Origin of the sequence: Stenotrophomonas sepilia (genome assembly GCF_003244875.1) — a bacterium.
Lineage (GTDB): Bacteria > Pseudomonadota > Gammaproteobacteria > Xanthomonadales > Xanthomonadaceae > Stenotrophomonas > Stenotrophomonas sepilia.
In genome coordinates, this window is the sequence record NZ_LXXZ01000026.1 from 115224 (window position 1) to 138127 (window position 22904).

18 protein-coding genes, 1 tRNA gene and 1 pseudogene are annotated in these 22904 nt (G+C 65.7%); 2 read left to right on the top strand and 18 right to left on the bottom strand.

The window, feature by feature from the left end:
• Positions 1 to 75: 75 nt before the first annotated feature.
• From A7X97_RS02870 to A7X97_RS02885, 4 genes are all read right to left on the bottom strand, one after another.
• Positions 76 to 1671, bottom strand: coding sequence for an alkaline phosphatase D family protein (locus A7X97_RS02870; RefSeq protein ID WP_088497753.1), 1596 nt, complete (start codon positions 1669 to 1671; stop codon positions 76 to 78).
• A gap of 10 nt (positions 1672 to 1681) precedes the next feature.
• Positions 1682 to 4627, bottom strand: coding sequence for a TonB-dependent receptor (locus A7X97_RS02875; RefSeq protein WP_111007579.1), 2946 nt, complete (start codon positions 4625 to 4627; stop codon positions 1682 to 1684).
• A gap of 140 nt (positions 4628 to 4767) precedes the next feature.
• Positions 4768 to 5790, bottom strand: a complete 1023-nt coding sequence (locus A7X97_RS02880; RefSeq protein ID WP_088497751.1) for a FecR family protein — start codon at positions 5788 to 5790, stop codon at positions 4768 to 4770.
• Positions 5787 to 6302, bottom strand: coding sequence for an RNA polymerase sigma factor (locus A7X97_RS02885; protein WP_072166673.1), 516 nt, complete (start codon positions 6300 to 6302; stop codon positions 5787 to 5789). Before A7X97_RS02885 ends, A7X97_RS02880 begins: the two co-directional genes overlap by 4 nt.
• A gap of 327 nt (positions 6303 to 6629) precedes the next feature.
• Between A7X97_RS02885 and aceE the strand changes: the two are divergent.
• Positions 6630 to 6968: pseudogene (gene aceE, locus A7X97_RS02890) on the top strand (pyruvate dehydrogenase (acetyl-transferring), homodimeric type); the annotation flags it as partial.
• Between the two features lie 68 nt (positions 6969 to 7036).
• Here the strand turns inward: aceE and A7X97_RS02895 are convergent.
• Positions 7037 to 7519 carry a hypothetical protein gene (locus A7X97_RS02895; RefSeq protein WP_061480151.1) on the bottom strand — a complete coding sequence of 161 codons (483 nt, stop codon included), beginning with the start codon at positions 7517 to 7519 and terminating at the stop codon, positions 7037 to 7039.
• A 223-nt stretch (positions 7520 to 7742) separates the two neighbouring features.
• Here A7X97_RS02895 and A7X97_RS02900 point away from each other — a divergent pair, with 223 nt between their 5' ends.
• On the top strand, positions 7743 to 10073 hold the full coding sequence (locus A7X97_RS02900; protein ID WP_111007580.1) for a TonB-dependent receptor: 2331 nt from the start codon (positions 7743 to 7745) through the stop codon (positions 10071 to 10073).
• 119 nt (positions 10074 to 10192) lie between these two features.
• Here A7X97_RS02900 and A7X97_RS02905 read toward each other — a convergent pair.
• The 13 genes from A7X97_RS02905 to A7X97_RS02975 all read right to left on the bottom strand — a co-directional run bounded on the left by A7X97_RS02905 (position 10193) and on the right by A7X97_RS02975 (position 22879).
• A tRNA-Ser gene (locus A7X97_RS02905) sits at positions 10193 to 10285 on the bottom strand.
• Between the two features lie 78 nt (positions 10286 to 10363).
• Complete coding sequence (csrA, locus tag A7X97_RS02910) at positions 10364 to 10567, bottom strand: carbon storage regulator CsrA (RefSeq protein ID WP_004152909.1); 204 nt, start codon at positions 10565 to 10567, stop codon at positions 10364 to 10366.
• A 147-nt stretch (positions 10568 to 10714) separates the two neighbouring features.
• The gene (gene alaS, locus A7X97_RS02915; protein ID WP_088497749.1) at positions 10715 to 13363 is read right to left on the bottom strand and encodes an alanine--tRNA ligase; all 2649 of its coding nucleotides are present in this window, start codon (positions 13361 to 13363) and stop codon (positions 10715 to 10717) included.
• 109 nt (positions 13364 to 13472) lie between these two features.
• The gene (gene recX / locus A7X97_RS02920) at positions 13473 to 13964 is read right to left on the bottom strand and encodes a recombination regulator RecX (RefSeq protein ID WP_061480154.1); all 492 of its coding nucleotides are present in this window, start codon (positions 13962 to 13964) and stop codon (positions 13473 to 13475) included.
• A gap of 110 nt (positions 13965 to 14074) precedes the next feature.
• The gene (gene recA / locus A7X97_RS02925) at positions 14075 to 15112 is read right to left on the bottom strand and encodes a recombinase RecA (protein ID WP_005416046.1); all 1038 of its coding nucleotides are present in this window, start codon (positions 15110 to 15112) and stop codon (positions 14075 to 14077) included.
• 204 nt (positions 15113 to 15316) lie between these two features.
• Positions 15317 to 15952 carry a transcriptional repressor LexA gene (lexA, locus tag A7X97_RS02930; RefSeq protein WP_005416045.1) on the bottom strand — a complete coding sequence of 212 codons (636 nt, stop codon included), beginning with the start codon at positions 15950 to 15952 and terminating at the stop codon, positions 15317 to 15319.
• Positions 15953 to 16134: 182 nt separating this feature from the next.
• Positions 16135 to 17817: a 2-polyprenylphenol 6-hydroxylase gene (ubiB, locus tag A7X97_RS02935; protein WP_072166933.1), complete on the bottom strand. Its 1683-nt coding sequence runs from the start codon at positions 17815 to 17817 to the stop codon at positions 16135 to 16137.
• A gap of 34 nt (positions 17818 to 17851) precedes the next feature.
• Positions 17852 to 18346 (bottom strand): CinA family protein, encoded by a 495-nt coding sequence (locus tag A7X97_RS02940; RefSeq protein ID WP_088497763.1) that lies wholly within the window; start codon positions 18344 to 18346, stop codon positions 17852 to 17854.
• A gap of 122 nt (positions 18347 to 18468) precedes the next feature.
• Positions 18469 to 19779, bottom strand: coding sequence for a ribosome rescue GTPase HflX (hflX, locus tag A7X97_RS02945; protein ID WP_111007581.1), 1311 nt, complete (start codon positions 19777 to 19779; stop codon positions 18469 to 18471).
• A gap of 14 nt (positions 19780 to 19793) precedes the next feature.
• Entirely contained in the window at positions 19794 to 20069 is a 276-nt protein-coding gene (gene hfq / locus A7X97_RS02950) for an RNA chaperone Hfq (protein ID WP_004152891.1), read from the bottom strand.
• Positions 20070 to 20165: 96 nt separating this feature from the next.
• Positions 20166 to 21119 carry a tRNA (adenosine(37)-N6)-dimethylallyltransferase MiaA gene (miaA, locus tag A7X97_RS02955; RefSeq protein WP_111007582.1) on the bottom strand — a complete coding sequence of 318 codons (954 nt, stop codon included), beginning with the start codon at positions 21117 to 21119 and terminating at the stop codon, positions 20166 to 20168.
• The gene (folP, locus tag A7X97_RS02960; protein WP_072166686.1) at positions 21119 to 22015 is read right to left on the bottom strand and encodes a dihydropteroate synthase; all 897 of its coding nucleotides are present in this window, start codon (positions 22013 to 22015) and stop codon (positions 21119 to 21121) included. The genes miaA and folP overlap by 1 nt, the downstream gene beginning before the upstream one ends.
• 678 nt (positions 22016 to 22693) lie before the next feature.
• On the bottom strand, positions 22694 to 22879 hold the full coding sequence (locus A7X97_RS02975) for a hypothetical protein (protein WP_049482998.1): 186 nt from the start codon (positions 22877 to 22879) through the stop codon (positions 22694 to 22696).
• Positions 22880 to 22904 lie beyond the last annotated feature (25 nt).

Here is a 22904-nt window from a genome sequence, read left to right on the forward strand (position 1 = left end):
GCTTTGTCGGGGCAATGCGACCAGGGCGAGAAGCAGCCGAGCATGGGCTCGGCTCTACGGGGCAGATCGGCAGATTCAGGCCTCCTGCAGCCCCGGCCGGCCGTGCTCCACCGCATAGCGCTTCCAGCTCTGCAGCGCGCCATTCGGCTGCATTACGGTATCCAGCGTCTTCATGTCGCCGATCCACGCATCGCGGGTGACATCGCACAGCACGTAGCCACGCTTGTCGGTGGTCGCCTTCAGGTAGGGACTGTGCGCAAGCTGGTTCATGGCATACGCGTCCACGCCCTGGCCGTCGGCACCGGAAGTGATCGAGGTGGCGAGGAACTCGCTGGAGACCACACCCGAGTCACGGTGGTCCTGTACCAGATCGCTGGCGTAGTGGCGATGCGCGTCGCCGCAAGCGGTCACCACGTTGCCGAAGCCCACCTTCTGGATGTGATCGAGCAGGCGTCGGCGGCTGTCCAGATAGCCCGACCACTGGTCGTCGGACGACTGCACTACCCCGTCCTTCTCGCGCATGTAGTTGCCCAGCGCCACCTGGTGGGCGATGGTATGCCAGCGCGGCGCCGCATCGGCCAAGCCGTCGAACAGCCAGCGTTCCTGCTTCGCCCCCACAATGCTGCGCTCCGGCGATTCCACCTCCTCACGCAGCGCCATGTTCACCTGCTTGCTGCGGTACTGGCGGGTGTCGAGCAGGTGCAGATCCATCAGCGTGCCGTAGCGTGCGCGCCGGTACATCTGTATGTGGCCATCGCGCGGGAATGCCGTACGGCGCAGCGGCATGTTCTCGTAGTAGGCCTGGAACGCCTGCGCGCGCCGCAGCAGGAACACTTCGCTGGGCGTATCGTCCTGGTCTTCGGCGCCGGCCCAGTTGTTGTCCACTTCGTGGTCATCGAAGGTGACGAACCAGGGGGCCGACGCATGCGCGGCCTGCAAGTCGGCGTCGCTCTTGTACTGGGCGTAGCGGCGGCGGTAATCATCCAGCGTATAGATCTGCGGGCCGACGTGGTTGCGCAGGTTGGTGAACGGCTGGCCGTTCATCTTCCGCGGGCCCGGCTGGCTTTCGCCTTCGTAGATGTAATCGCCATAGTGGAAGACGAAATCGAGCGGTTCCTCGGCGATGCGTCGCCACGCGGTGTAGTGGCCTTCTTCGTAGTGCTGGCAACCAGCCACCACAAAGCGCACCCGGTCCACCGCTGCCGTGGCTGACGGCAGCGTGCGCGTACAACCCACTGCGCTGGCGTGGCCGCCTACGGTGAAGCGGTACCAGTAGGGCCGTCCGGGCGCCAGCCCGTCCAGCTCCACGTGCACCGCGTGGCCGAGTTCGGGATGCGCGAGGGCCGAACCCTGGCGTACCACCTTGCGCATGCCTTCGTCTGCTGCCAGCTGCCACTCGACCACCATCGGCCGGGCCGGCATGCCACCACCGAACACCAGTGGCTCGGTCGCCAGCCGTGTCCACAGCACCATGCCATCGGCCGAGGGATCACCCGAGGCCACGCCCAGGGTGAAGGGCGTGCTGGCAAAGCGCGGCGAGGCCAGCAGGTTGCGTGGGTTCAGTGCAGTGGCGTCGGTCTGCGCGGCCAGTGCGCGCGCCGTGCCCATCCAGGCCCCTGCGGCCGACAGGCCGGCCAAGGCCAGGAATCGCCTGCGATTGATCGTCTCCACGGATGCCCCCTCAGTTGTAGATGATGTGGAAATAGAAGAAGCGGCCATAGTCGTCGATCTCGGTTCGGAAACGCCCGTTCGGACCGGTGCTGTAGGTTGGCTGGGTGTTGAACAGGTTCTTGGCCTCGTACTTCAGCGTTACGTGCTTGCCGACCTTGTGGCTGAAAGCCATGTTGAACGTCATGTATGGGTCGTAGTACGAATCCAGCCATTCGGTGTCACCGAAGTCGACCAGCATCCGGCTGCGGTAGGTTCCGGACAGGCGCAGTTGCGAGCTCTTCCACGGCATGCGCCAGATCACTGACCCATTGAGCGACCAGTCCGGCTGGTACAGCAGGCGGTCCAGGCGCCGCTCGGTGCCATCGGTGATGCGGTAGTTGGTCTGGCCTTCCAGACGCGTCGCGTTGAAGTACATGTCGAAGCGCTGGCGGCCCCACTGCAGATTGCGATTGGCCACCGCGAACTCAACGCCACGCAGCTTCGACTCGTCGGTGTTCATCGGCTGGGTGACCCGGTAGCGAGTGTCCCCCACGTTCTCGAACGTGGTCAGGGTGTAGATATCGTCCTTGATCACCTTGTCGAACAGCGCCACCGAGACCAAGCCATTGTTGCCGTTGAAATACAGGTCCCACGCCAGGTCGACGTTGGTGGAACGGCGCGGCTGCAGGTTGGCGTTGCCCTGCTTGATGGTGCAGAAGCCCCTGCCCTCCTCGTCATCGCCACAGCTGGTGCTGGTGGCCTGGGCGATGTTGCTCGGCGTCGGCCGGCCCAGCGTACGGCTGGCGGAGAAGCGCAGGCGCTGGTCCTCGCTCAGCTTGAACGTCGCATTCAACGAAGGCAGCAGGTTGTTGTAGCCACCGCTCGTGTTGCGGAAGGCGGAGGTATACGTACTGCCGCCATCATCGCTGAACGGGCTGTAGGCATTGAAGCGTGTGTGGTCGTAACGCAGGCCGCCGATCAGCAGCAGCCGGTCCCAGGCGTAGTGAGCGGACACATAGGCATTGGTGATGTCCTCCACGTACTTGTAGTCGCTGGTGAAGTTGGCATTCGGGTACGCCGCATTGTTGTTGCCCAGCTTCGGCAGCAGTTCCTCGTTCCACTTGCGGTTGTCGATCAGCGGGAAGCCCGGCACGCTGCCCAGCAGCGTCGAACCCGGATACAGGTAATCGTTGAGCGTGGCACTGCTCTTGAAGTAGTCGAAGTCGATGTCCTGCCAGATCTTCAGGTGGCGGTACTCGGCGCCGGTGGCCAGGCCGAAGCCACGCGCATCGGCGTCGATGTTGTAGCTGAAGTCCGCGCGCAGGTTGTCGATGCTCTCCTTGGCATCGCGTGGGGAGACATAGGCCTGCGCCGGATTGAGCTTGAACGCGGAGCTGGTCAGCAGGCTGGAATCAGAAACCGCTACCGCGTTTGGGAACCCGTGACTGTCATTCTCGTAGTCGACGAACAGATTGCTTGGATAGGCGCGCACGCCCCAGTAGACCTGGTTGTTGTGGAAGGTCTCTTCGGTGTGGCCACCACGCAGGGTCAGGCGCGAACGGTCGCCGACGTCCCAGTTGAAGCTGGCGATGGCGCCACGGTTGCTGCGGTCCCAGCGGTCGTGGCGGTTCTTGATATAGATGCTGTTGATCTGCGTGGTGCCGCTGTCCTCGGTCTGGTTGCGGATCGGAAACTTGGCGTTGCCGTACAGATCCGTCTTGTTCATCGTCGAGTTCTCGTAGAACCGGTACGAGTACAGCAGCAGCGATGCGTAGAACGGATCATCCGAGGGCTTCCACTCAAGCTTGGCAGAGCCACCGAAGTTGGTGATGAAGTTGGTATAGGTGCCGGTACTGAAGTTGCCAGGCGCACGCAGGCCGTTCCAGCCCTTGGCCTCGTCCGGACCCGTGGTGCCGTCGGTGAGGTATTTTCCAGCATCGTTGTAGTAGTAGTTCGACTCCACCCAGCGCTTGACGCTGTTGCGTGAACGCTGCTCATAGCGTGCCACCGCAACGATGCCGAATTCCTGGTCGGCGCCGAACTGGTTGGAGAACACCATCTTGGCACTCTTGCCGAAATGGCCCAGGGTCTCGTGGTTGCCGCCGGCACTGCGCTCGACGTTGGTCTCGGCTGTGGAATAGATGCCTGCCACATCGGCAAACACGTACCTGCCCGACCGGTCGAAGGCGCTGCGGCTGATGATGTCGATCACACCGCCGATCGCATCCGGTGCCTGCTCCGCGCTGAAGCTCTTGTAGATGTCGGTTCGGGTACCGATGTCGCTGGGAATCAGCTGCAGATTGTTCATGCGCTCCCCGGAGCCACTGCCCCCCACGCTGGCGATCGCGATGCCATCGATGGTGGTGTAGTTGAGGTTGGCCTGCACGCCGCGCACGGTCACATAGCGTGGTTCGCCGGCATCCTCCACTGCACTCAGGCCTGGAGCGGCCATCAGGCTCTCGGCCAAGGTCTCGTCGCCGTAGCTGTCCATCTCGTCGTAGACCACCGAATCCTTGATCACCGGCGACGACTTCTTCTGGTCGATGACCTCATGCGCGGCAATCACCTTCACCGTGCCCAGGGTCGGCGCCAGCACCGCCCCGGCCTCGCGCGGCATCGGCGCGGCTGGCTTCGGCGCATTGCGTGCGGGTGCCGGATCGATGGCGATGACATTGCCATCCACCACGGTGTAGCCAAGGCCGGTACCCGCCAGCAGTGCGTCCAACGCCTGCTTGACGGTGGCGCCCCGCGGCACAGCCCCGGCCATGTGCGCTTCACCGCTGCCCGAGTACAGGAACTGCACGCCGGAACTGCGCGACAGCTGCTCAAGCGCACGTGCCAGCGGTTGCGCCGCGATCGCCGCCGACACGCGGGCTTCAAGGCCATCGGCAGTGGCCGCGGCCGCGGCCGCGGCCGCCATTGGCACGCTGCAGGGAGACAGGGCGAGGATGATCGACAGGTAGAGCGTGTTGCGCATCACGGGTCCTTGGAAGAGAAAAGGCTGCGAGGTCGCCGCGTGACTTGGCAGCGGCTTCTCCCAAGTAAGAGCCCGCATCCACCGAAGTGGAGAACAGGGATTCGATGAATTTTTTCTGACAGTCCACGACCACACGGGCCTCAGCGACTGTCGACCCGCACTGTGTCGCCTTCGCGCCTCACCACGAAGCGTGGGTCGCGTTCAAGGAAGGCCTGCAGCGCACCGATGCGATGCGCATCAAGGCTGCCGGACAACCGTGCCGATGCTGCGCCTTCGTCCAGCACGCGCACCTGCACCTGGTTGTGCCGGTTGAAGGCAGCTGCCACCTCATCGAGCCGCTCGTCGAGGAAGGAGACTTTGCGCTGCTGCCAGTCCAGCAGCATCGACAGCGGCATGTCCACTGACTCGACGGCATGGCTTCGCGCGTCGACCTGCACCACCCGGCCCTGCTCCAGCTGGGCCAGGCGGCGGGCACCCGCGCCCTGGCTCCAGACCTCGACCTCGCCGGAGACCACGCCGATGCGGGTGCTCTGCAGCCGTCGCGATACATCGAATACAGTGCCGATATCCCGGATCTCCAGGCCGTTCACTTCCACCTCGAACGGACGGCGGTCGCGGGCGATGTCGAACGTGGCCTCCCCCTGCAGCAGCTCCACCCTTCGACTGAACCAGCTCATGCGTACCCGCAGTCGGCTGTCCGCGTTGAGCCGCACCTGGGTCTGGTCGGGCAGCACCAGGTCGCGGAGTTCACCATGCCCGGCACTGTAGAGCTGCTGGGTGGGCATCATCTGCGAAACCAGGCCCACGCCGAGCAGGGCAACACAGGCCGCGGCAGAGACCGTCCACCAGCGCACGCGACCGCGACGCAGCGCGGCGCGGGGCGGCGCGTGCGCACGACCGAACAGCGGCACCACCTTGGCGGCGACCTGCTGCGGTGGCACCAGCGCCGCATCAGCCAACGGCGATTGCAGCGCCTCGCCCACCTGCCGGTGCAACGCGAGCGCGCGCATGTAGGCGCGAACATGCTCGGGCGAGCGCTTCATCCAGTCGAGGAACGCGACACGCCCGGCCTTGTCCAGCCCCCCCTCGCGATTGCACAGGAACCAGTGCGCCGCCTCACGTTCGATCGCGTCGTCAGGCCTGCGTGATGGATACCGATTCATGTGAGCTCCCTGGCGCCCAGCGCCTTCCTGCAGGCCTCCAGCCCCTTGCCGATATGCTTGCGCACCATGTGCACCGACACCTGCAGCTGCTGGCTGATTCCCGGGCAGTCCAGCCCGTCGCGGTAATGCAGCTCCATCACCCGGCGCGTGGTCGCCGGCAACCGCGCGATGGTGCTGCGGATATCGTTCCAGCGCTGCGCACGCTCGAATTCGCCCTCGATGTCTTCTTCGCTTTTCAGCACTTCGGCCAGCAGATCGACGTCCTCGAGCGGCGGTAGCGACGACCGCGCTCGTGCATGTTCGCGCGCCAGGTTGGCCGCCACGGTGAACAGGTAGGCTTCCGGGTTCTCGACCGCGTCGGCATCCTCGCCGGTGCTGCGCAGCAGCCGCAGGTAGACCTCCTGCGCCAGGTCTTCGGCATCCTCGCTGGCCGAACCGCGACGCAGGAAGAAGCCACGCAGCAGCCGGCGCCGCAGTTCGTAGCTCTTCTCCCAGATCCTCACGCTGTTCACGGCCGGCCAACCACCCCGAGGCTGGAAAGCCCAGCAGGGTGACGGCCATTGATGACAGGGGCGTTGCAGCAGACGAACGCACCAGGCATTCCCCGCCCGGCACGTCGGCGCACGATACGGCGCGCTGCTCCAACTCTTGCTTGCCAGAAACCGAAGCCGGGCCCGCCTATCGAAGGCGCGAGGACGGGCCTACGCTTGTCTCCTCGGTGGCTGCCACGTCCGCCCTTCGCGTCACGGCATTGCCGTGGCGACCCCGCTCCAGTGCTGTGCGCCCTGATGGTGTTGTCGCCTAGGCAGACGTCCGAGCGGCGCCCTCCGGAGACAGCCATGAACCAATTTCTGATCCCCTTCGATACCGACCCGCTGGAAACGCGGGAGTGGCGTGAATCGCTGCAGGCGGTGATGCAGGCCGGTGGCCGGCCACGCGCGCACTACCTGATCGATCAGCTGAGCGGGCTGGACGCCCCGCAGCACGGCGACCTGCATACCTGCGCATGGACGGCCTACGTCAATACCATCCCGCCCGAACGCCAGCCGGCCTATCCGGGCGACCTGGCCGTCGAGCGCCGCCTGAACGCGATGATCCGCTGGAACGTGATGGTCATGGTGCTGCGTGCTGGATGCAGGACGCCATGGGCAGGTATGGCATCGACACCGGCAAGCGCGACCCGGCCCCGGTGTAAGGCGGCGGTGTTCACCACGCCCGTTGTGCGGGCGTGGTGAACGCAGGATCGCTACGGCATGCGTTTGAACAGGTTGGTCTGCAGGATCGGCGTCCCGTCGTGAGCGTAGAACGCCTTGGTCTCGGTCATCGTCGCCTGGTCATCGGCCACGGTGTAGATACGGGTGGAGGCCGGCGTACCGTGGTCCACCAGCTGCATCACCAGGGTGTTCGGCGCCGGCAGCTTCAGGTTGGCCTTGTCCGCGCCATAGGTACCGGACAAAGGGCCCGGCGTACCGTCCAGCGCCAGCGTGCCGTCGGACTTCATGGTATTGCCATCATGCAGGACGATATCCACGTGCGAGCTCCAGCGCCCACCACCGGCGTCCTTGAACTCCAGCACCACCCGCTTCGGACGCTGCGCCTCGGGCAGTGCCGAGGTCGCGGTGTCCAGCGACCAACGCCCCAGCAGCGGCGACGGGGACGCTTCCACCGCCAGCGCCAACCCGGCCGGCAGCGAACACGCACACAACAACACAGCGGACAACAGCTTCATACGTTGCTCCGTTCCAGTGAAGAAGGTGCTGCGTGACGCGTTGTGGGGCGCAGCGCTTCGGATCGTGCACAGCATCGGGGCCCCGCACAAGGCAGGGCGCTGAACGCGCGGCAACCTCGTTCGCGCCTCCCGCGATTCAGGTCTGGCGGCAAGGCCTCGTCACGTCCTTGTCGATACAGATCGTTACGTTATAACATTTCACGCCTGTTTCACGAGTCCTGCTATGCGTCGCCACCTGCTCGCTGCCGCCATCCTGCTCGCTGTCCACACCGCCCACGCTGCGGACGCGCCTACCCTTCCCACCCTCCAGGTCCAGGCCTCCCCGCCCTCGCGCGTCGACAGCCGGGTCACCGTCGACAATCCACAGGCGCAGAACCGTACCCTCGGAAGCCTGCTCGAACATGTCTCCGGCGTGCAGAGCAGCGCCTTCGGGCCGAACGCGGGCGCCCCGGTCATCCGCAGCCTCAGCGGCAACCGCGTGCAGATCCTGCAGAATGGCCAGTCCATTCTCGGCATGAACGCGATCAGCGGCGACATCAACATTCCGTTCGATCCACTGTTCGTGCGCAGCGTCATCGTCAACAAGTCCTCCGATACCGTGCGCTATGGCGGCAATGCGATCGGCGGCAGCGTGGAGATCGATTCGGGCCTCATCCCGCGCAGCCTGGAAGACACAGAGCAGTCGATGGAGCTGGTCCTGCGCAAGGGCTTCAATGCAGCCGACGCGCAGGGCTTCCGCATGAACTTCAACAACCAGCGCAACCTCTCGACCAACCTGCAGGTCTCGCGCCAGCGCATCTCGCACTACGACATCCCGGGCAACAGCAAGGCCGACGTCTGCAACACCCGCCTGTTCCCGCCGACCGGCGGCGTCAACTCGGCGCTGGCCGACAGCTGCCAGAAAGAGGCGCGCGTCCAGCAGATCTACAACAAGGCCTCGCAGCCCTACATCGACCAGTTCATGAGCGAGAATCCGGACTGGGCCGATGGTGACTTCTCGTTCTACACCAACCATCCGACCTCGGTCTGGCAGCGCCGCACCTACATCAATCCGGCCAACCCGGCATACGTGCCCGGCACGCCGTCGTACGTGCAGAAGCAGATCAACAACGATGTCACGCCCGACTACCATCACCGGCTGGGCAACAGCTACGCACGCAACTCGCAGGTGGCCTTCGGCTCGACGCTGTTCTTCGACCGTGGCTACGTGGGTGTCAGCATCGATGCCAAGGACAGCGAATACGGCGTGCCGGGATTCTCGATGCAGAACCTGTCGTTCGGTTCGAACGATGCTGATGGCCTGCCGGTGGGCGTGGTGATCAAGCAGGAACGCTACGCGCTGGACGCCCTGCTGCGCGATCCGCTGCCGTGGTTCGAGCGCGCGGAGCTGCGAGTTTCCAGGCTGGACAACACGTCGGGCGAGCGCCTCGGTGCATCCAAGGCCAATGACTACGACTTCGAAAGCTCCCAGGCCGAGCTGCTTCTGAGCCATCAGCGCGTCGGTCCGCTCAGCGGCCTGCTCGGCTTCAGCCACCAGTCGCGCCAGGTCACCGGCAGCGGTTCACTGCGCTACCTGCCCGACGTCGACACCCGCAGCAACGCGGTGTTCCTGAAGGAGACGCTGGACTTCGGCTGGGCCAGTTTCGATGCAGGCGTGCGCCACGAGCGCGTTGACCATGACCTGCAACCAAGCCGCTTCAAGACAGCGCGCAATGCCGCCAACACGAAATTGCAGGACCGCGACTACCGGCTCAACAGCTACACCCTCGGATCGTATGTCGAGCTAGGCCCCTTGTTCGCCGCCAAGGTGCGCTACGCATCCTCGCAGCGCGCACCGGAGATCAACGAGCTGTATGCCAGCAACGCACACTATTCGGTGATGACCCAGGAAGAAGGCAACCAGAACCTCAAGCCTGAGCGCGCGAAGAACCTGGAGCTGACCGGCCTGTTCCACATCGGCGGTTTCGAGCTGTCGGCCACCGCTTACCGGATGAAGTACGAGAACTATCTCTACCTCGGCCATTCCGGCCTGCAGACCGCCAACCGTCTGCCGCTCAAGTACTGGAAGCAGACCGACACCACGGTGAAGGGTTTCGAGATCGACGCATCTCAGGTGCTGGACTTGGGCCGGTATGGCACGTTGAACATCTCTGCCTTCGCCGATCTGGTGAAGAACAAGGCCGACCACCCCGATCCGCTGCGCGCCCACAACGATGGCGAGTACCTCCCGAACATGCCGACCAACCGCTACGGTGCCAACCTGCAATGGCAGCGCGAAGGTTGGAAGGCGCAGCTGTCGAGCACCTACTACGACACGCAGAAGTACCTCGGCCGCAACGTCAGCGAGGAAATCCCGCTGGACGCGTTCAACCTGGTTGATCTGCAGGTCAGCCGCGAACTGCCGGTGCGCAGCAGCTACATCGCCGGCATGGAAGTGTTCGTCAACGGCAGCAACCTGCTCAATGAGGAAGCGCGTCCACACAACTCGCCGCTGAAGTACATCGCGCCGCTGCCGGGGCGGGGCTTCCAGGTGGGTGTGACGCTAAAGCTCTGAGGAGAGCCTGATTCGGTCGCCATCAGCGATCAATGATCGCTGGATGGCACGCCGGGACCCTGCATCCGCGCAAAGAAAAACGCCTGCAGATCGAGGATCTGCAGACGCTTCTTTGTATCTGGCGGAGTGAGAGGGATTCGAACCCTCGATAGAGCTTTTGACCCTATACTCCCTTAGCAGGGGAGCCCCTTCGGCCACTCGGGCATCACTCCGGGGTTTTCTCCGCGTCTGGTGCGTCGCACCTCAGCGGGGCGTGAATCATAACGTTAATCGAGTGCGAAGGTAAAGCGTTATTCGGCAGAATTTTCGCTACCGGTGCCACCGGCTTCATCACCACGCTGGATGCGCTGATAGATCTCTTCGCGATGCACAGCGACGTCCTTCGGCGCGGTGATGCCGATACGCACCTGGTTACCCTTGACGCCAAGCACGGTGACGCTCACCGAGTCTCCGATCATCAGGGTTTCGCCGACGCGGCGAGTCAGGATCAACATTTTTGTAAGTCTCCATGGAACCGTGTGGAAGGGTATCCCCCACCGGCTTGACGCTCCGTCAAGAAGCGCTACCACGACAAAGGGAAAAGATTCGCAATGGTACCGTCAGCCGTCCCGCTCCTACAAGGAGGGGGACGGCCAGGTTCATCACAGGCGGGGGCTGACCCATTCGACGACTGCAGCCAGCGCAGTGGCAAGGGCGGGCCCGTCCTCGCCACCACCCTGGGCGAGGTCCGGGCGTCCGCCGCCCTTGCCCCCGATCTGACCGGCGATATGGGACAACAGTTCCCCGGCCTTGACCTTGCCCATTGCGCTGCCGTTCACGCCTGCGACCAGGGCCGCCTTGCCGTCCTGGGCGCCGGCCAGCACGATCACCGCGTCGCCCAGCTGCTGCTTGAGGCGATCCATGGCGTCACGCAGGGCCTTGGCGTCGAAGCCCTCCAGGCGGGCAGCCAGCACCTTCACGCCAGCGACCTCGACGGCCTGGCCGGACAGGTCGGCCGTGGCACCCGCAGCAACCTTGGCCTTCACGGCCTCCAGTTCGCGCTCCAGCTGCTTCTGGCGCTGGCCGAGGGCACGGATCTTCTCGACCACGTCGGCGGCGCTGCCGCCGAGCAGCTCAGCGGCCTCGGCCAGGCGGGCCTCTTCGGCGTCCACGTAGTCCAGCGCGCCCTGGCCGGTCACGGCCTCAATGCGGCGCACGCCCGCGGAGACGCCGCCCTCGGAGGTGATCTTGAACAGGCCGATGTCGCCGGTACGGTTGACGTGGGTACCACCGCACAGCTCGGTGGAGTAGTCACCCATCTTCAGCACGCGCACGTGCTCGCCGTACTTCTCGCCGAACAGGGCCATCGCGCCGAAGTCCAGCGCTTCCTGCATGGCCATGGTGTGCACTTCGGCGGCGTTGTTGGCGCGCACCTGCTGGTTGACCTTGCGCTCGATCACCGCCAGTTCGTCGGCACTGATCGGCTGGAAGTGCGAGAAGTCGAAACGCAGGCGGTCCGGGGCGACCAGCGAGCCCTTCTGCTGCACGTGGGTGCCCAGCACTTCGCGCAGGGCGGCGTGCAGCAGGTGGGTGGCCGAATGGTTGAGGATGGTGGCGCCGCGGCGCTCGCCATCAACCTGGCCGGAGAGCACGTCGCCGACCTTCAGGCCGCCGCCGGACAGGGTGCCGACATGGCCATGGAACTGGCCGGCGAACTTCTGGGTGTCTTCCACCACCAGGCGCACGCCGTTGCCGGTCAGCACGCCGGTGTCGCCGACCTGGCCGCCGGACTCTGCGTAGAACGGGGTCTGGTTGGTGATGACGATGACTGCGTCACCCGCATCGGCCGACTGCACCGGACGACCGTCCTTGAGCAGGGCCAGCACGCCCAGGCCGTCGGCCTGCAGGCGGTCGTAGCCCAGGAACTGGGTCGGGCTGAGGGTCGCCACCAGCTCGGCTGGCAGGGTCACGCCGCCACCGAACTTGCCGGCCGCGCGCGCGGTCTCGCGCTGCTGCTCCATCGCGGCATCGAAGCCGGCGATGTCGACGGTCAGGTCGCGCTCGCGGGCGATGTCCTGGGTCAGGTCGAGCGGGAAGCCATAGGTGTCATACAGGCGGAAGGCGTCAACGCCCGGGATCACGCCATTGCTGGCCTTGCCGGCCACGTCTTCGAAGATCTTCATGCCGGCATCGAGGGTTTCGGCGAAACGCTCTTCCTCGGCCTGCAGCGCACGGGTGACCGTGTCCACCGCCGCCGGCAGTTCCGGATAGGCCTCGCCCATCTGCTCGACCAGCGTCGGCACCAGCTTGCTGAAGAACGGCTGGCGCACGCCCAGCATCCAGCCGTGGCGCAGGGCGCGGCGGATGATACGGCGCAGCACGTAACCCCGGCCTTCGTTGGACGGCAGCACGCCGTCGACGATCAGGAACGAGCAGGCGCGGATGTGGTCGGCAATCACGCGCAGCGACTTGTTCTCCAGGTCGGCGGTGCCGGTCAGCTCGGAGGCCTTGCGGATCAGCGCCTGGAACAGGTCGATCTCGTAGTTGGTGTGCACGTGCTGCAGGATCGCAGCCAGGCGCTCCAGGCCCATGCCGGTATCCACGCACGGCGCCGGCAGCGGCACCAGGGTGCCGTCGGGCTGGCGGTCGAACTGCATGAACACCAGGTTCCAGATTTCGATGAAGCGGTCGCCGTCTTCATCCGGCGAACCCGGGGGGCCGCCTGCGATATGGTCGCCGTGGTCGTAGAAGATCTCGGTGCACGGACCACACGGACCGGTGTCGGCCATCTGCCAGAAGTTGTCCGAAGCGAACGGCGCACCCTTGTTATCGCCGATGCGCACGATGCGCTCTTCCGGCACGCCGACCATGTCGCGCCACAGCTCGTAGGCTTCGTCATCGGTCTGGTAGACGGTGACCAGCAGGCGTTCGGCCGGCAGCTTCCAGACCTGGGTCAGCAGTTCCCAGGCCCAGGCGATCGCGTCCTTCTTGAAGTAGTCGCCGAACGACCAGTTGCCCAGCATTTCGAAGAAGGTGTGGTGGCGTGCGGTGTAGCCGACCTGGTCGAGATCGTTGTGCTTGCCGCCCGCGCGCAGGCAGCGCTGCACGTCGGCCGCGCGCACGTAGCTACGCTTCTCCGCGCCGAGGAACACGTCCTTGAACTGCACCATGCCGGAGTTGGTGAACAGCAGGGTCGGATCATTGCCCGGCACCAGCGGCGCCGAGGGCACGATGGTGTGGCCTTTGCCCTTGAAGAATTCAAGGAAGTCGCTGCGGATCTGGGATGTCGTGAATTTGGCGGATGCGTTCATTGGGGGCTGGCAGTCTGCGGGCCGGCGGACCCGGACCACCGGCCGTGTTGGCCAGAGTCGCGAGGGACCGCCGAAAACCTAAAGGGTATCAGGCCCGGCGCCGCCAGTCTCAGTCATCCGGGTCGTAGCGGGTCGCACGGCGGATGCTGTCGCCGTCGAAGCCCCGTCGGGCCAGCAGATCGGCGGCCTTGCGCCGCTGCGTCAGGTCCTGCGGACCGGCCTCGCCAAAGCGTCGGCGGACCAGATCACGGGCGTTCTCCTGCCAGTCGCCTTCGTAGCTGTCCATCGCTGCAGCAATCGCGGCACTGTCCAGGCCGTGGGTCCCCAGCTCGGCGCGGACATGGATCGGCCCATAACCGGTGTTGGCGCGCATCCTCACCAGGTTCTCGGCAAAACGGGTGTCATCCTGCCAGCCCGCCTCGGTCAGCTTGGCGACAGCGGCCTGCGCGGCTTCGTCTTCGATGCCACGGGCGGTCAGCTTGCGGGTGAGTTCCTTGCGCGAGTGCTCGCGGCGGACCAGCAGGCCCAGCGCCCGTTGGACGGGAGTCTGCTCACGCTGCCGGCGCTTGCGGCCGGTGGGAATGTCTTCGGCGTCGGACATCGGTGCTCCAAGGGTGGCGCCGTCCTTGGCGCCCTGCCCATCCCTGGGCGATTCGAACCTGCGGGACAGGGCGACGTCACTGACGGCGCCGCCCTGCCCCACAGCAAGCCTTACTCGTCGTCGCCTTCGTCGTCGCCTTCCTCGCGGGCCGCTTCGGCCGGCTGGAATTTCTCACGCAGCTCGGCCTCGAGCTTGGCGGCGACGGTCGGGTTGTCGCGCAGGTAGCCGCGGGCATTGTCCTTGCCCTGGCCAATGCGCTCTTCACCGTAGCTGTACCAGGCGCCGGCCTTCTCGACCAGCTTGGCATCCACGCCCATGTCGATCAGCTCGCCCTCGCGGCTGATGCCTTCGCCGTACAGGATCTCGGTGATCACCTGCTTGAACGGAGGCGCCAGCTTGTTCTTGACGACCTTGATCTTGGTCTGGTTGCCGATGATCTCATCGCCCTTCTTGATCGCACCGATACGGCGGATGTCCAGGCGGACCGAGGCATAGAACTTCAGCGCGTTGCCACCGGTGGTGGTTTCCGGGCTCTGGCCCGGCATCATCACGCCGATCTTCATGCGCAGCTGGTTGATGAAGATCACCAGGGTGTTGGAACGCTTGATGTTGCCGGTCAGCTTACGCAGCGCCTGGCTCATCAGGCGGGCCTGCAGACCCGGCAGCTGGTCACCCATTTCGCCTTCGATTTCGGCCTTCGGGGTCAGCGCGGCGACCGAGTCGACCACCAGGATGTCGACCGAGCCCGAACGGACCAGCATGTCGGCGATTTCCAGCGCCTGCTCACCGGTATCCGGCTGCGACAGCAGCAGGTCGTCCACGTTCACGCCCAGCTTCGCGGCGTAGATCGGGTCAAGCGCGTGCTCGGCATCGATGAAGGCCGCGGTACCGCCCATCTTCTGGCATTCGGCGATGGCCTGAAGGGTCAGGGTGGTCTTGCCCGAGGATTCCGGCCCGTAGATCTCAACGACACGGCCCTTCGGCAGACCGCCAATGCCCAGTGCGATGTCGAGCATCAGCGAACCGGTCGGGATGGCTTCGACGGGCTCGACCACGCGGTCGCCCATGCGCATCACCGAGCCCTTGCCGAACTGCTTCTCGATCTGGCCCAGAGCAGCAGCCAAGGCCCGCTTCTTGTTCTCGTCCATCGTATTGGTCCTTGCAGAGGTCATGTCGTTGGGGGTGCTGTCTTTGGGGGTCTTCTTTGCCATGGGTTCACTTTAAGTCGGACGTATCGCACAGGCTGAGATTCTGCCCGGCGCTCTGAAAAGAATTATCGGACATCCGTACCAACCTCAGTGGAACCAGAGAATCGCCACAAAAGACCGCGGGGTAATGCACTATGGAGCGGGTCAACGATTGGGCCGAAGCAGGCCGCAATAGAGGCCTTCGATCGCAAAATCCTGGTCCGGCAGCACCTCGATCGGCTTGTAATCGGGATTGCGCGGCAGCAGGCGGATGCGGTCCTTGGCGATCTTCAGCAGCTTGACGGTGATCTCGTCATCGATGCGGGCCACCACGATCTGCCCGGAACGGGCGTCGCGGGTGCGGTGTACGCCGATCAGGTCGCCGTCGAAGATGCCCTCGTCGATCATTGAGTCGCCCTGCACTTTCAGCAGGTAGTCCGGCGCTGGCGAGAAGAACACCCGGTCCAGCACCACGAAATCGTCGGAGCCGATGTCGGCACCGATCGGCAGGCCGGCAGCGACCCGGCCCAGCACCGGCAAGCGCAGCACGCTGTCCGGAAGGCCCGGCTCGGCGAGCTTTTCGACCGGCGGTGCCTGCACCAGGCGGATGCCGCGAGCCTGGCCCGGGATGCGACGGATCGCACCGGCCTGCTCCAGGGCTTCCAGGTGGTACTGGGCCGCGCGCACGCCCTTGAAGCCGAACGCACGTGCGATTTCAGTCTGCGACGGCGGTGCGCCTTCGCTCTCGATACGCTCGGCGATCAACTGCAGGATCGCCTGCTGGGTGTCGGTCAGGTCCATGATTAGTAGTATTACTACTAATGCGCACAACTGCAAGTGCCGGGTCTGTAGTGCCGCGCCATGCTCGGCAGTTGGGCCAATGGCCGCGCGGCAAAGGCAAAAAGCAGCCGACCAGCGATTGGCCCTACCGGAATCGCGCAGCGATTCCGCGGTTCCAGTGGGGAACCGCTGCGGCAAGCACACTATGTGTGCTTGCCGCTCCTCCATATCGAGTACAGGATCCACACGCCACAGAAGCCGGCGCCGATGAACCCGCACACCCCCAGCGCCAGCAGCCAGCGACTGGAGACCCCGCCAACGCTGTGCATCACGATCGAGGACCCGATGATCAGTGCGGCGGTGACGATACCCATCACCAGCCGGTTCGCTGCCCGATTCACCTGTTCGCCGAAGCCCTGCAGCGCGGTGGTTTCCACCTTCAGCTGGAGGCGGCCGCGGCGTGCGGCCTGGACCAGCTTGCGCAGGTCGCGCGGCAATTCCCCGGCGAAGTCGACCAGGCCCAGCAGGCTGCGTCGGCCACGCTTGAGCAGCGCCCTGGGCGCATAGCGCTGCAGCACCACCCGTTCAAGGAACGGGCGCGCGGCACTGGCCATGTCGAAATCCGGGTCCAGCTGGCGGCCCATGCCTTCCAAGGTCAGGAAGGCCTTGATCATCAGCGCCAGATCGGCCGGCAGGGTCAGGCTGTAGCTGCGCAGCAGCTGGGTGATATCGCCCAGCATCAGGCCGATGCGCAGGTCCTTCAGCGGCACGCCGCGATACTGGTCAACGAACTGGCTGATGTCGTGCTGCAGGCGGTTCTCGTCAACTTCCACGCCGCCGGCCCAGTCCAGCAGCACATCGGCCACGCCCTGCGGATCCTGCTCGACCAGCCCGTGCAGCAGCTGCGCGACCTGGAAGCGGCGCACTTCGGACAACGCGCCGACCATGCCGAAGTCAATCACGCCGATGCGGCCGTCACGCAGGTAGAGGATGTTGCCGGGGTGCGGGTCGGCGTGGAAGCAGCCGTCCTCCAGCACCATCTTGAGCACGATGCCGGCACCGCGCCGAGCCAGTTCGCGGCGATCCAGGCCCGCCGCATCGACGCCGGCCAGGTCACGCCCGGGAATGCCATTGACGAAGTCCTGGACGTTCAGGCTTTCGCAGGTCCACTGCCAGTGCACCCCGGGGATCAGGATGTCGTCACGGCCGTGGAAGTTGCGCGCGATGCGTTCGGCGTTGCGGCATTCGGCGGCGAAATCCAGCTCGCGTCGCAGCGACACGGTGAACTGCTGCACGACCTCGGCCGGACGATAGCGGCGCAGGTCCGGCAGCCGCGCCTCGACGATTTCGGCCAGGCGCGCCAGCAACCGCAGGTCGGCTTCAACCACGTCACGGATGCCGGGGCGGCGCACCTTCAGTACTACTTCGCGGCCGTCGTGCAGCCGTGCACGATGGGCCTGCGCCAGCGATGCGGCGGCCATCGGGATTTCATCGAGGAAGGCGAACACGTCTGCAGGCGAGGCACCCAGGTCGGCCTCCAGCTGCTCGCGGATATCGGCATACGGCAGCGCGGGTACCGCGTTCTGCAGCTCGGACAGTTCAGCGATCCATTCCGGCGGCAGCAGGTCGACGCGCGTCGCCAGCACCTGCCCGAGCTTGACGAAGGTCGGGCCGAGATCCTGCATCGCGCTGCGTACGCGCACCGGCGCGGTCATCCGCAGCAGTTCCTGGCGATCCTCGTTCCAGTGCAACAGGCGCCCTGCGCGCTCCAGCGTGGTGGCCAGGCCGATGCGCCGCACCACGTCACCGAAGCCATAGCGGATCAGGACGACCGCAATTTCCTGCAGTCGGCCCAGGTCACGGACCGTGCCCAGCGTTTCCCACATCATGCGTGCTCCGGACGATTACCGGAGCAGCATGTCACAGCTGGGCGTCGATGCCGCGCAATGCCGCCGCTACGGTTTGCCGGCGGATGGCTTCGCGGTCGCCCTCGAACTGGAACAGCTCGGCGCGGGCGTAGCCGCCGCGCCGCTTCCAGCCGATCCAGACGCTGCCGACCGGCTTGCCAGGGCTGCCACCGCCCGGTCCGGCAATGCCGGTCACCGCCACCGCGATGCCGGCACCGGAATTGACCAGCGCGCCCGACACCATCTCCAGCACGGTTTCGCGGCTGACCGCACCAAACTGCTCCAGCGTCTGTGCGCGCACGCCGAGCAGGCGCTGCTTGGCTTCGTAGCTGTAGACCACCATGCCGCAGTCGAAGAATGCCGACGAACCTGCGATGTCGGTCATGCACTTTGCAATCCAGCCACCACTGCAGCTTTCAGCGGTCACCAGCTGCAGCGAGGCCTGCTCCAGGCGCTGCCCAAGCGCGGCGGACTGGCTATTGAGTTCAGCGTCGGTGGGGATGGACATCGGCATGACGGTGGGGTGAAGAACCTGCACGTTGTACCGCAGATGACAGCCAGATGTCGCGCCCATCCGGGATGGTTGCGCTGCCGGCCGGCGGCCGGCACTACCGGGCATCGGCCGCTACCTCACCACTCCGGCGGTTTTTCCGGCAGCAGCGCGCGGATCGGGGCGCCATCGGCACTGCCGGCCAGCTTCTCGGCTTCGGCAATCGGCAAGTCGACCTGCAGCAGCCAGCCTTCCTCATCAGCCTGCTCACTGCGGATCACTTCCAGCTGGTGCAGGCGCGCGCGCAGGCGGCCGGCATCCGGCGGCAGGCGCAGTTCGCCGGAGACATGCTGCAGGCCCAGGCGCTTGCCCAGCACCGCCTGCAGCAGCTCCAGCCCCCGCCCGTCACGCGCGGAAATCCAGACCCGCTCGCGACGCGATTCGTCCGGGATACCGTCCTGGCCATCGTGGCGCACGTCGGCGCCGTCGATGCGGTCGATCTTGTTGAACACCAGCAATTGCGGCAGGTCACCGGCACCGACTGCGGTCAGCACCTCGTCGACCTGGGCGATGCGCTCCTCGCGGTGCGGATCGGCAGCGTCGACCACATGCAGCAGGAAGTCGGCCTCGCGCGCCTCGGACAGGGTCGAGCGGAACGCCGCGACCAGATCATGCGGCAGATCGCGGACGAAGCCGACGGTATCGGCCAGCACCACGTTGCCCCCCGGCACCGCGATGCGGCGCACGGTCGGATCCAGCGTTGCGAACAGCTGGTCGGCGGCATAGGCCTCAGCGCCGGTCATGGCGTTGAACAGAGTCGACTTGCCGGCGTTGGTGTAGCCCACCAGGGCCACGCGCGGCAGCTCGCTGCGCACACGCGCACGGCGCATCTGGGTGCGCTGCACTTCGACCTTTTCCAGGCGCTTCTGCAGCTGTTCCACCCGCTTCTGCAGCAGGCGGCGGTCGGTTTCCAGCTGGGTTTCACCCGGGCCGCGCAGGCCGATCGAACCGCCGCGCTGGCGCTCCAGATGGGTCCAGCCGCGCACCAGCCGCGTAGCCAGGTGGCGCAGCTGTGCCAGTTCGACCTGCAGCTTGCCTTCGTGGCTGTGCGCACGCTGGGCGAAGATGTCCAGGATCAGGCCAGTGCGGTCGATCACGCGGCGCTCGAGGAAACGTTCCAGGTTGCGCTCCTGGCCCGGGCTCAATGCATGGTTAACCAGGATCAGGTCGGCCCCGCTGGCGTCGGCCGCAGCCTTGATCTCGTCCAGCTTGCCGCTGCCGATCAGGGTCGACGGATTCGGACGGTCCAGGCGCGCAGTGATCGTCGCGGCGATGCTGGCCCCGGCCGAGCGGGCCAGATCACCGAATTCTTCGAGCACATCGTCTTCCAGCTTGCCGAAATGGGGCTGGATCAACAGGGCGTGTTCACCCTTTTTCGAGCGGTCAAACATTCACCGCTCCGGTATTACTCGTCTGCTTCATCACCTGCCTGACCGCCTTCACCCGACTGCACGTAACCACCGCCCGGACCGACCTTCACGTTGCGTGCCGGAACGACGGTGGAAATGGCGTGCTTGTAGACCATCTGACTGACCGTGTTGCGCAGCAGGACCACGAACTGGTCGAACGACTCGATCGTGCCCTGCAGCTTGATGCCGTTCACCAGGTACACCGAAACCGGCACGCGTTCGCGCCGCAGTGCGTTCAAGAAAGGATCCTGCAGCGATTGCCCCTTGGACATTGCACACTCCTGATTATTGTTCTTATTGGGTTGCCGACGGTTGCCGCGGCCCCCGAGCCGCCCGCCGACCGATGATGTTACACGGCTGGCGGGGATTCAGCGTGCGACGAAGGTCGACACCGCGCTGGCCAAGCGCTCACCATCAACATGGGGGTCGAACCAGCGCGCATCAAGCTCGCCGCGCAGCCAGGTCAGCTGGCGCTTGGCCAGTTGCCGGGTGGCAAAGATCGCCTTGTCACGGAAACGGGCGGCATCCCCCTCCCCGTCCAGGTACTCCCAGGCCTGCCGATAGCCGACCGCACGCACTGCCGGCAGGTCCAGGGGCGCCGCCACGGCAGCCATTTCCGGCATCGCGCGCAATGCCCGCACCTCGTCGAGAAACCCCTGCCCCAGCATGGCGTCGAAGCGCGCCTCGATGCGCTGGTGAAGAACCGCACGGTCGCGTGGGGCGAGGATAAGCTTGAGGGTGCGCACCGGCAATGGCGCTACGCCCGGCCGGCGCTGCCATTCAGTAATGGGGATACCGGTCAGGCGATAGACCTCCAGCGCCCGCTGGACGCGTTGCGGATCGGTGGCATGGATGCGTGCGGCGGCGGCCGGGTCGACCTTGGCCAGCTCGGCGTGCAGTGCCGCCCAGCCACGCTCGGCCGCCTCGGCGCTGAGCGCTTCGCGTATTGCCGGGTCGGCCTCCGGCATCGGCGACAGGCCCTGCAGCAGCGCCCGGAAGTACAGGCCAGTGCCACCGGCCAGGATCGGCGTCCTGCCACGCGCCACGATGTCGGCCACGACCCGCCCGGCATCGGCGGCGAACTCGGCCGCCGAGTAGGTCTGCCAGGGGTCACGCAGGTCCAGCAGATGGTGCGGCGCCTGCGCGCGCTCCGTCGCATCGGGCTTGGCCGAACCGATGTCCAGGTGGCGGTATACCAGTGCCGAGTCGACGCTGACGATTTCCCCATCCAGCTGCCGTGCCAGGGCGATCGCCGTGGCGGTCTTGCCACTGGCCGTCGGCCCCATCACGGCGATCGCCAGCGGCCGCCGGTCGATGCCCATCAGTCTTCGTCCGGCCAGCGGATCGTCGGCGCAGCGTCGGCGCGCGGCGTCGGTACGGCTTCCACCGCCTGCCAGATCTTCAGCGCATCAACTGTGGCCGCCACGTCATGCACGCGCACGATGCGTGCGCCGCGCTGCACCGCGATCAGGTGCGCGGCCACCGAGGCGGCCACGCGCTCGGACGGCGTGTCGCGACCGGTCAGTTCGCCCAGGCTGCGCTTGCGCGACAGACCCGCCAGCATCGGCACGCCCAGCTCCAGGAACCGCTCGGAGCGTGCCAGCAGGGTCATGTTGTGGGCAGTGGTCTTGCCGAAACCGAAACCGAGATCGATCAGCAGGTTCTTCTTCGCAATGCCCGCCATCTCGGCAGCGAACAGGCGCTGGACCAGGAAGCCGTGCACCTCGGCGACCACGTCGTCGTAATGTGGATCGACCTGCATGTGGCCTGGCTCGCCCTGCATGTGCATCAGCACCACCGGCACGCCGGTTGCAGCGGCGGCGTCCAGCGCCCCTTCCTGACGCAGGCCGAAGATGTCGTTGATCATGCCAGCGCCAGCCGCCACGGCCGCGCGCATCACTTCCGGCTTGAAGGTGTCGATGCTGATCGGCACCCGGGTGCGTGCGGCCAGCTGCTCGATCACCGGAATCACCCGGCGCAGTTCCTCCTCCACCGATACCGGCGCAGCGCCCGGCCGGGTCGATTCGCCGCCGATATCGAGAAGGTCCGCGCCCTCCTCGACCAGCTTCAGGCCATGAGCGACTGCGGCCTCGGTGGTGTCGTGCGCGCCGCCATCGGAGAAGGAGTCCGGGGTGACGTTGACGATGCCCATGACCTGGGCACGGTCGAGGCGCAGGATGCGGCCGGCGCAGTCGAGCTGGGGCGAGGTATCGAACATGGGCAATCCTGCAGGGACAACGGTGGGTAGTTTAGTTCGGCAGGGCGGCGCCCTGCACCCGCAGAGGCAACGGCCACAGCAAAAGCCCAGGCCACAGCAGAAGCTGGTTTCCTGAGGGTAGGCGGGGTGGGTCCGGTTGCGGGAGACGCCGTAAACCCCGCTCCGCGGTCCGGCCCAGCCGCTGGCGGCTGTGCGTTCGGGCGCTTGCGAAGCAGTGCTTCGCAAGCAAAGCGCCCTCACCCATGGGGGCTTGGCCGCGGCATCCATGCCGCGGACACTCCCGCAACCGGACCCACCCCGCCTTCGACAGATTTCCGCGATCTGTTGGAACAGCTATTGGGGTCAGATCCGTTTTCCGGAGGAAAACGGATCTGACCCCATATTGATTTCGATATCTGACAGCGATTCATCCACGCATGGCGTGGATCTACCGTGTCGACCAAGGTCGACAGCCACCAACAGCAGCAGGAATCTGTCAGAGGTGGGGCGGTGTCGGAGGGCGGGGTGTCAGCCGCATGGATGCGGCTGCCAAGCTTACAGGGAAGTACTTGCAGCGCCCCCGCACTCCGACACCGCCCCGCCATCCTACGGAAAGCCCGCTGTTGCTGTTGCTGTTGAGGTTGCCGGCCAGCGGCCGGCACTACCGCGGGTGCAGGGCGCAGCCCTGCCGACACCCCCTCAACGGCGGCGGCGCTTGCGGTCCACGTACAGGGTCTTGGCGATGCTCAGCACGATGCCAACGGCGATACCCACCACGCAGCCCAGCAGCAGGTTGTCGGCCCCCAGGCCCACACCGACGCCGACCACGGTGGCGATCACCATCTCGGCGGTGTGGGAAATCGGTTCGGGCTTCGGGGCGGACATGCGGGCTCCAGCGTCAGTTCGGTTC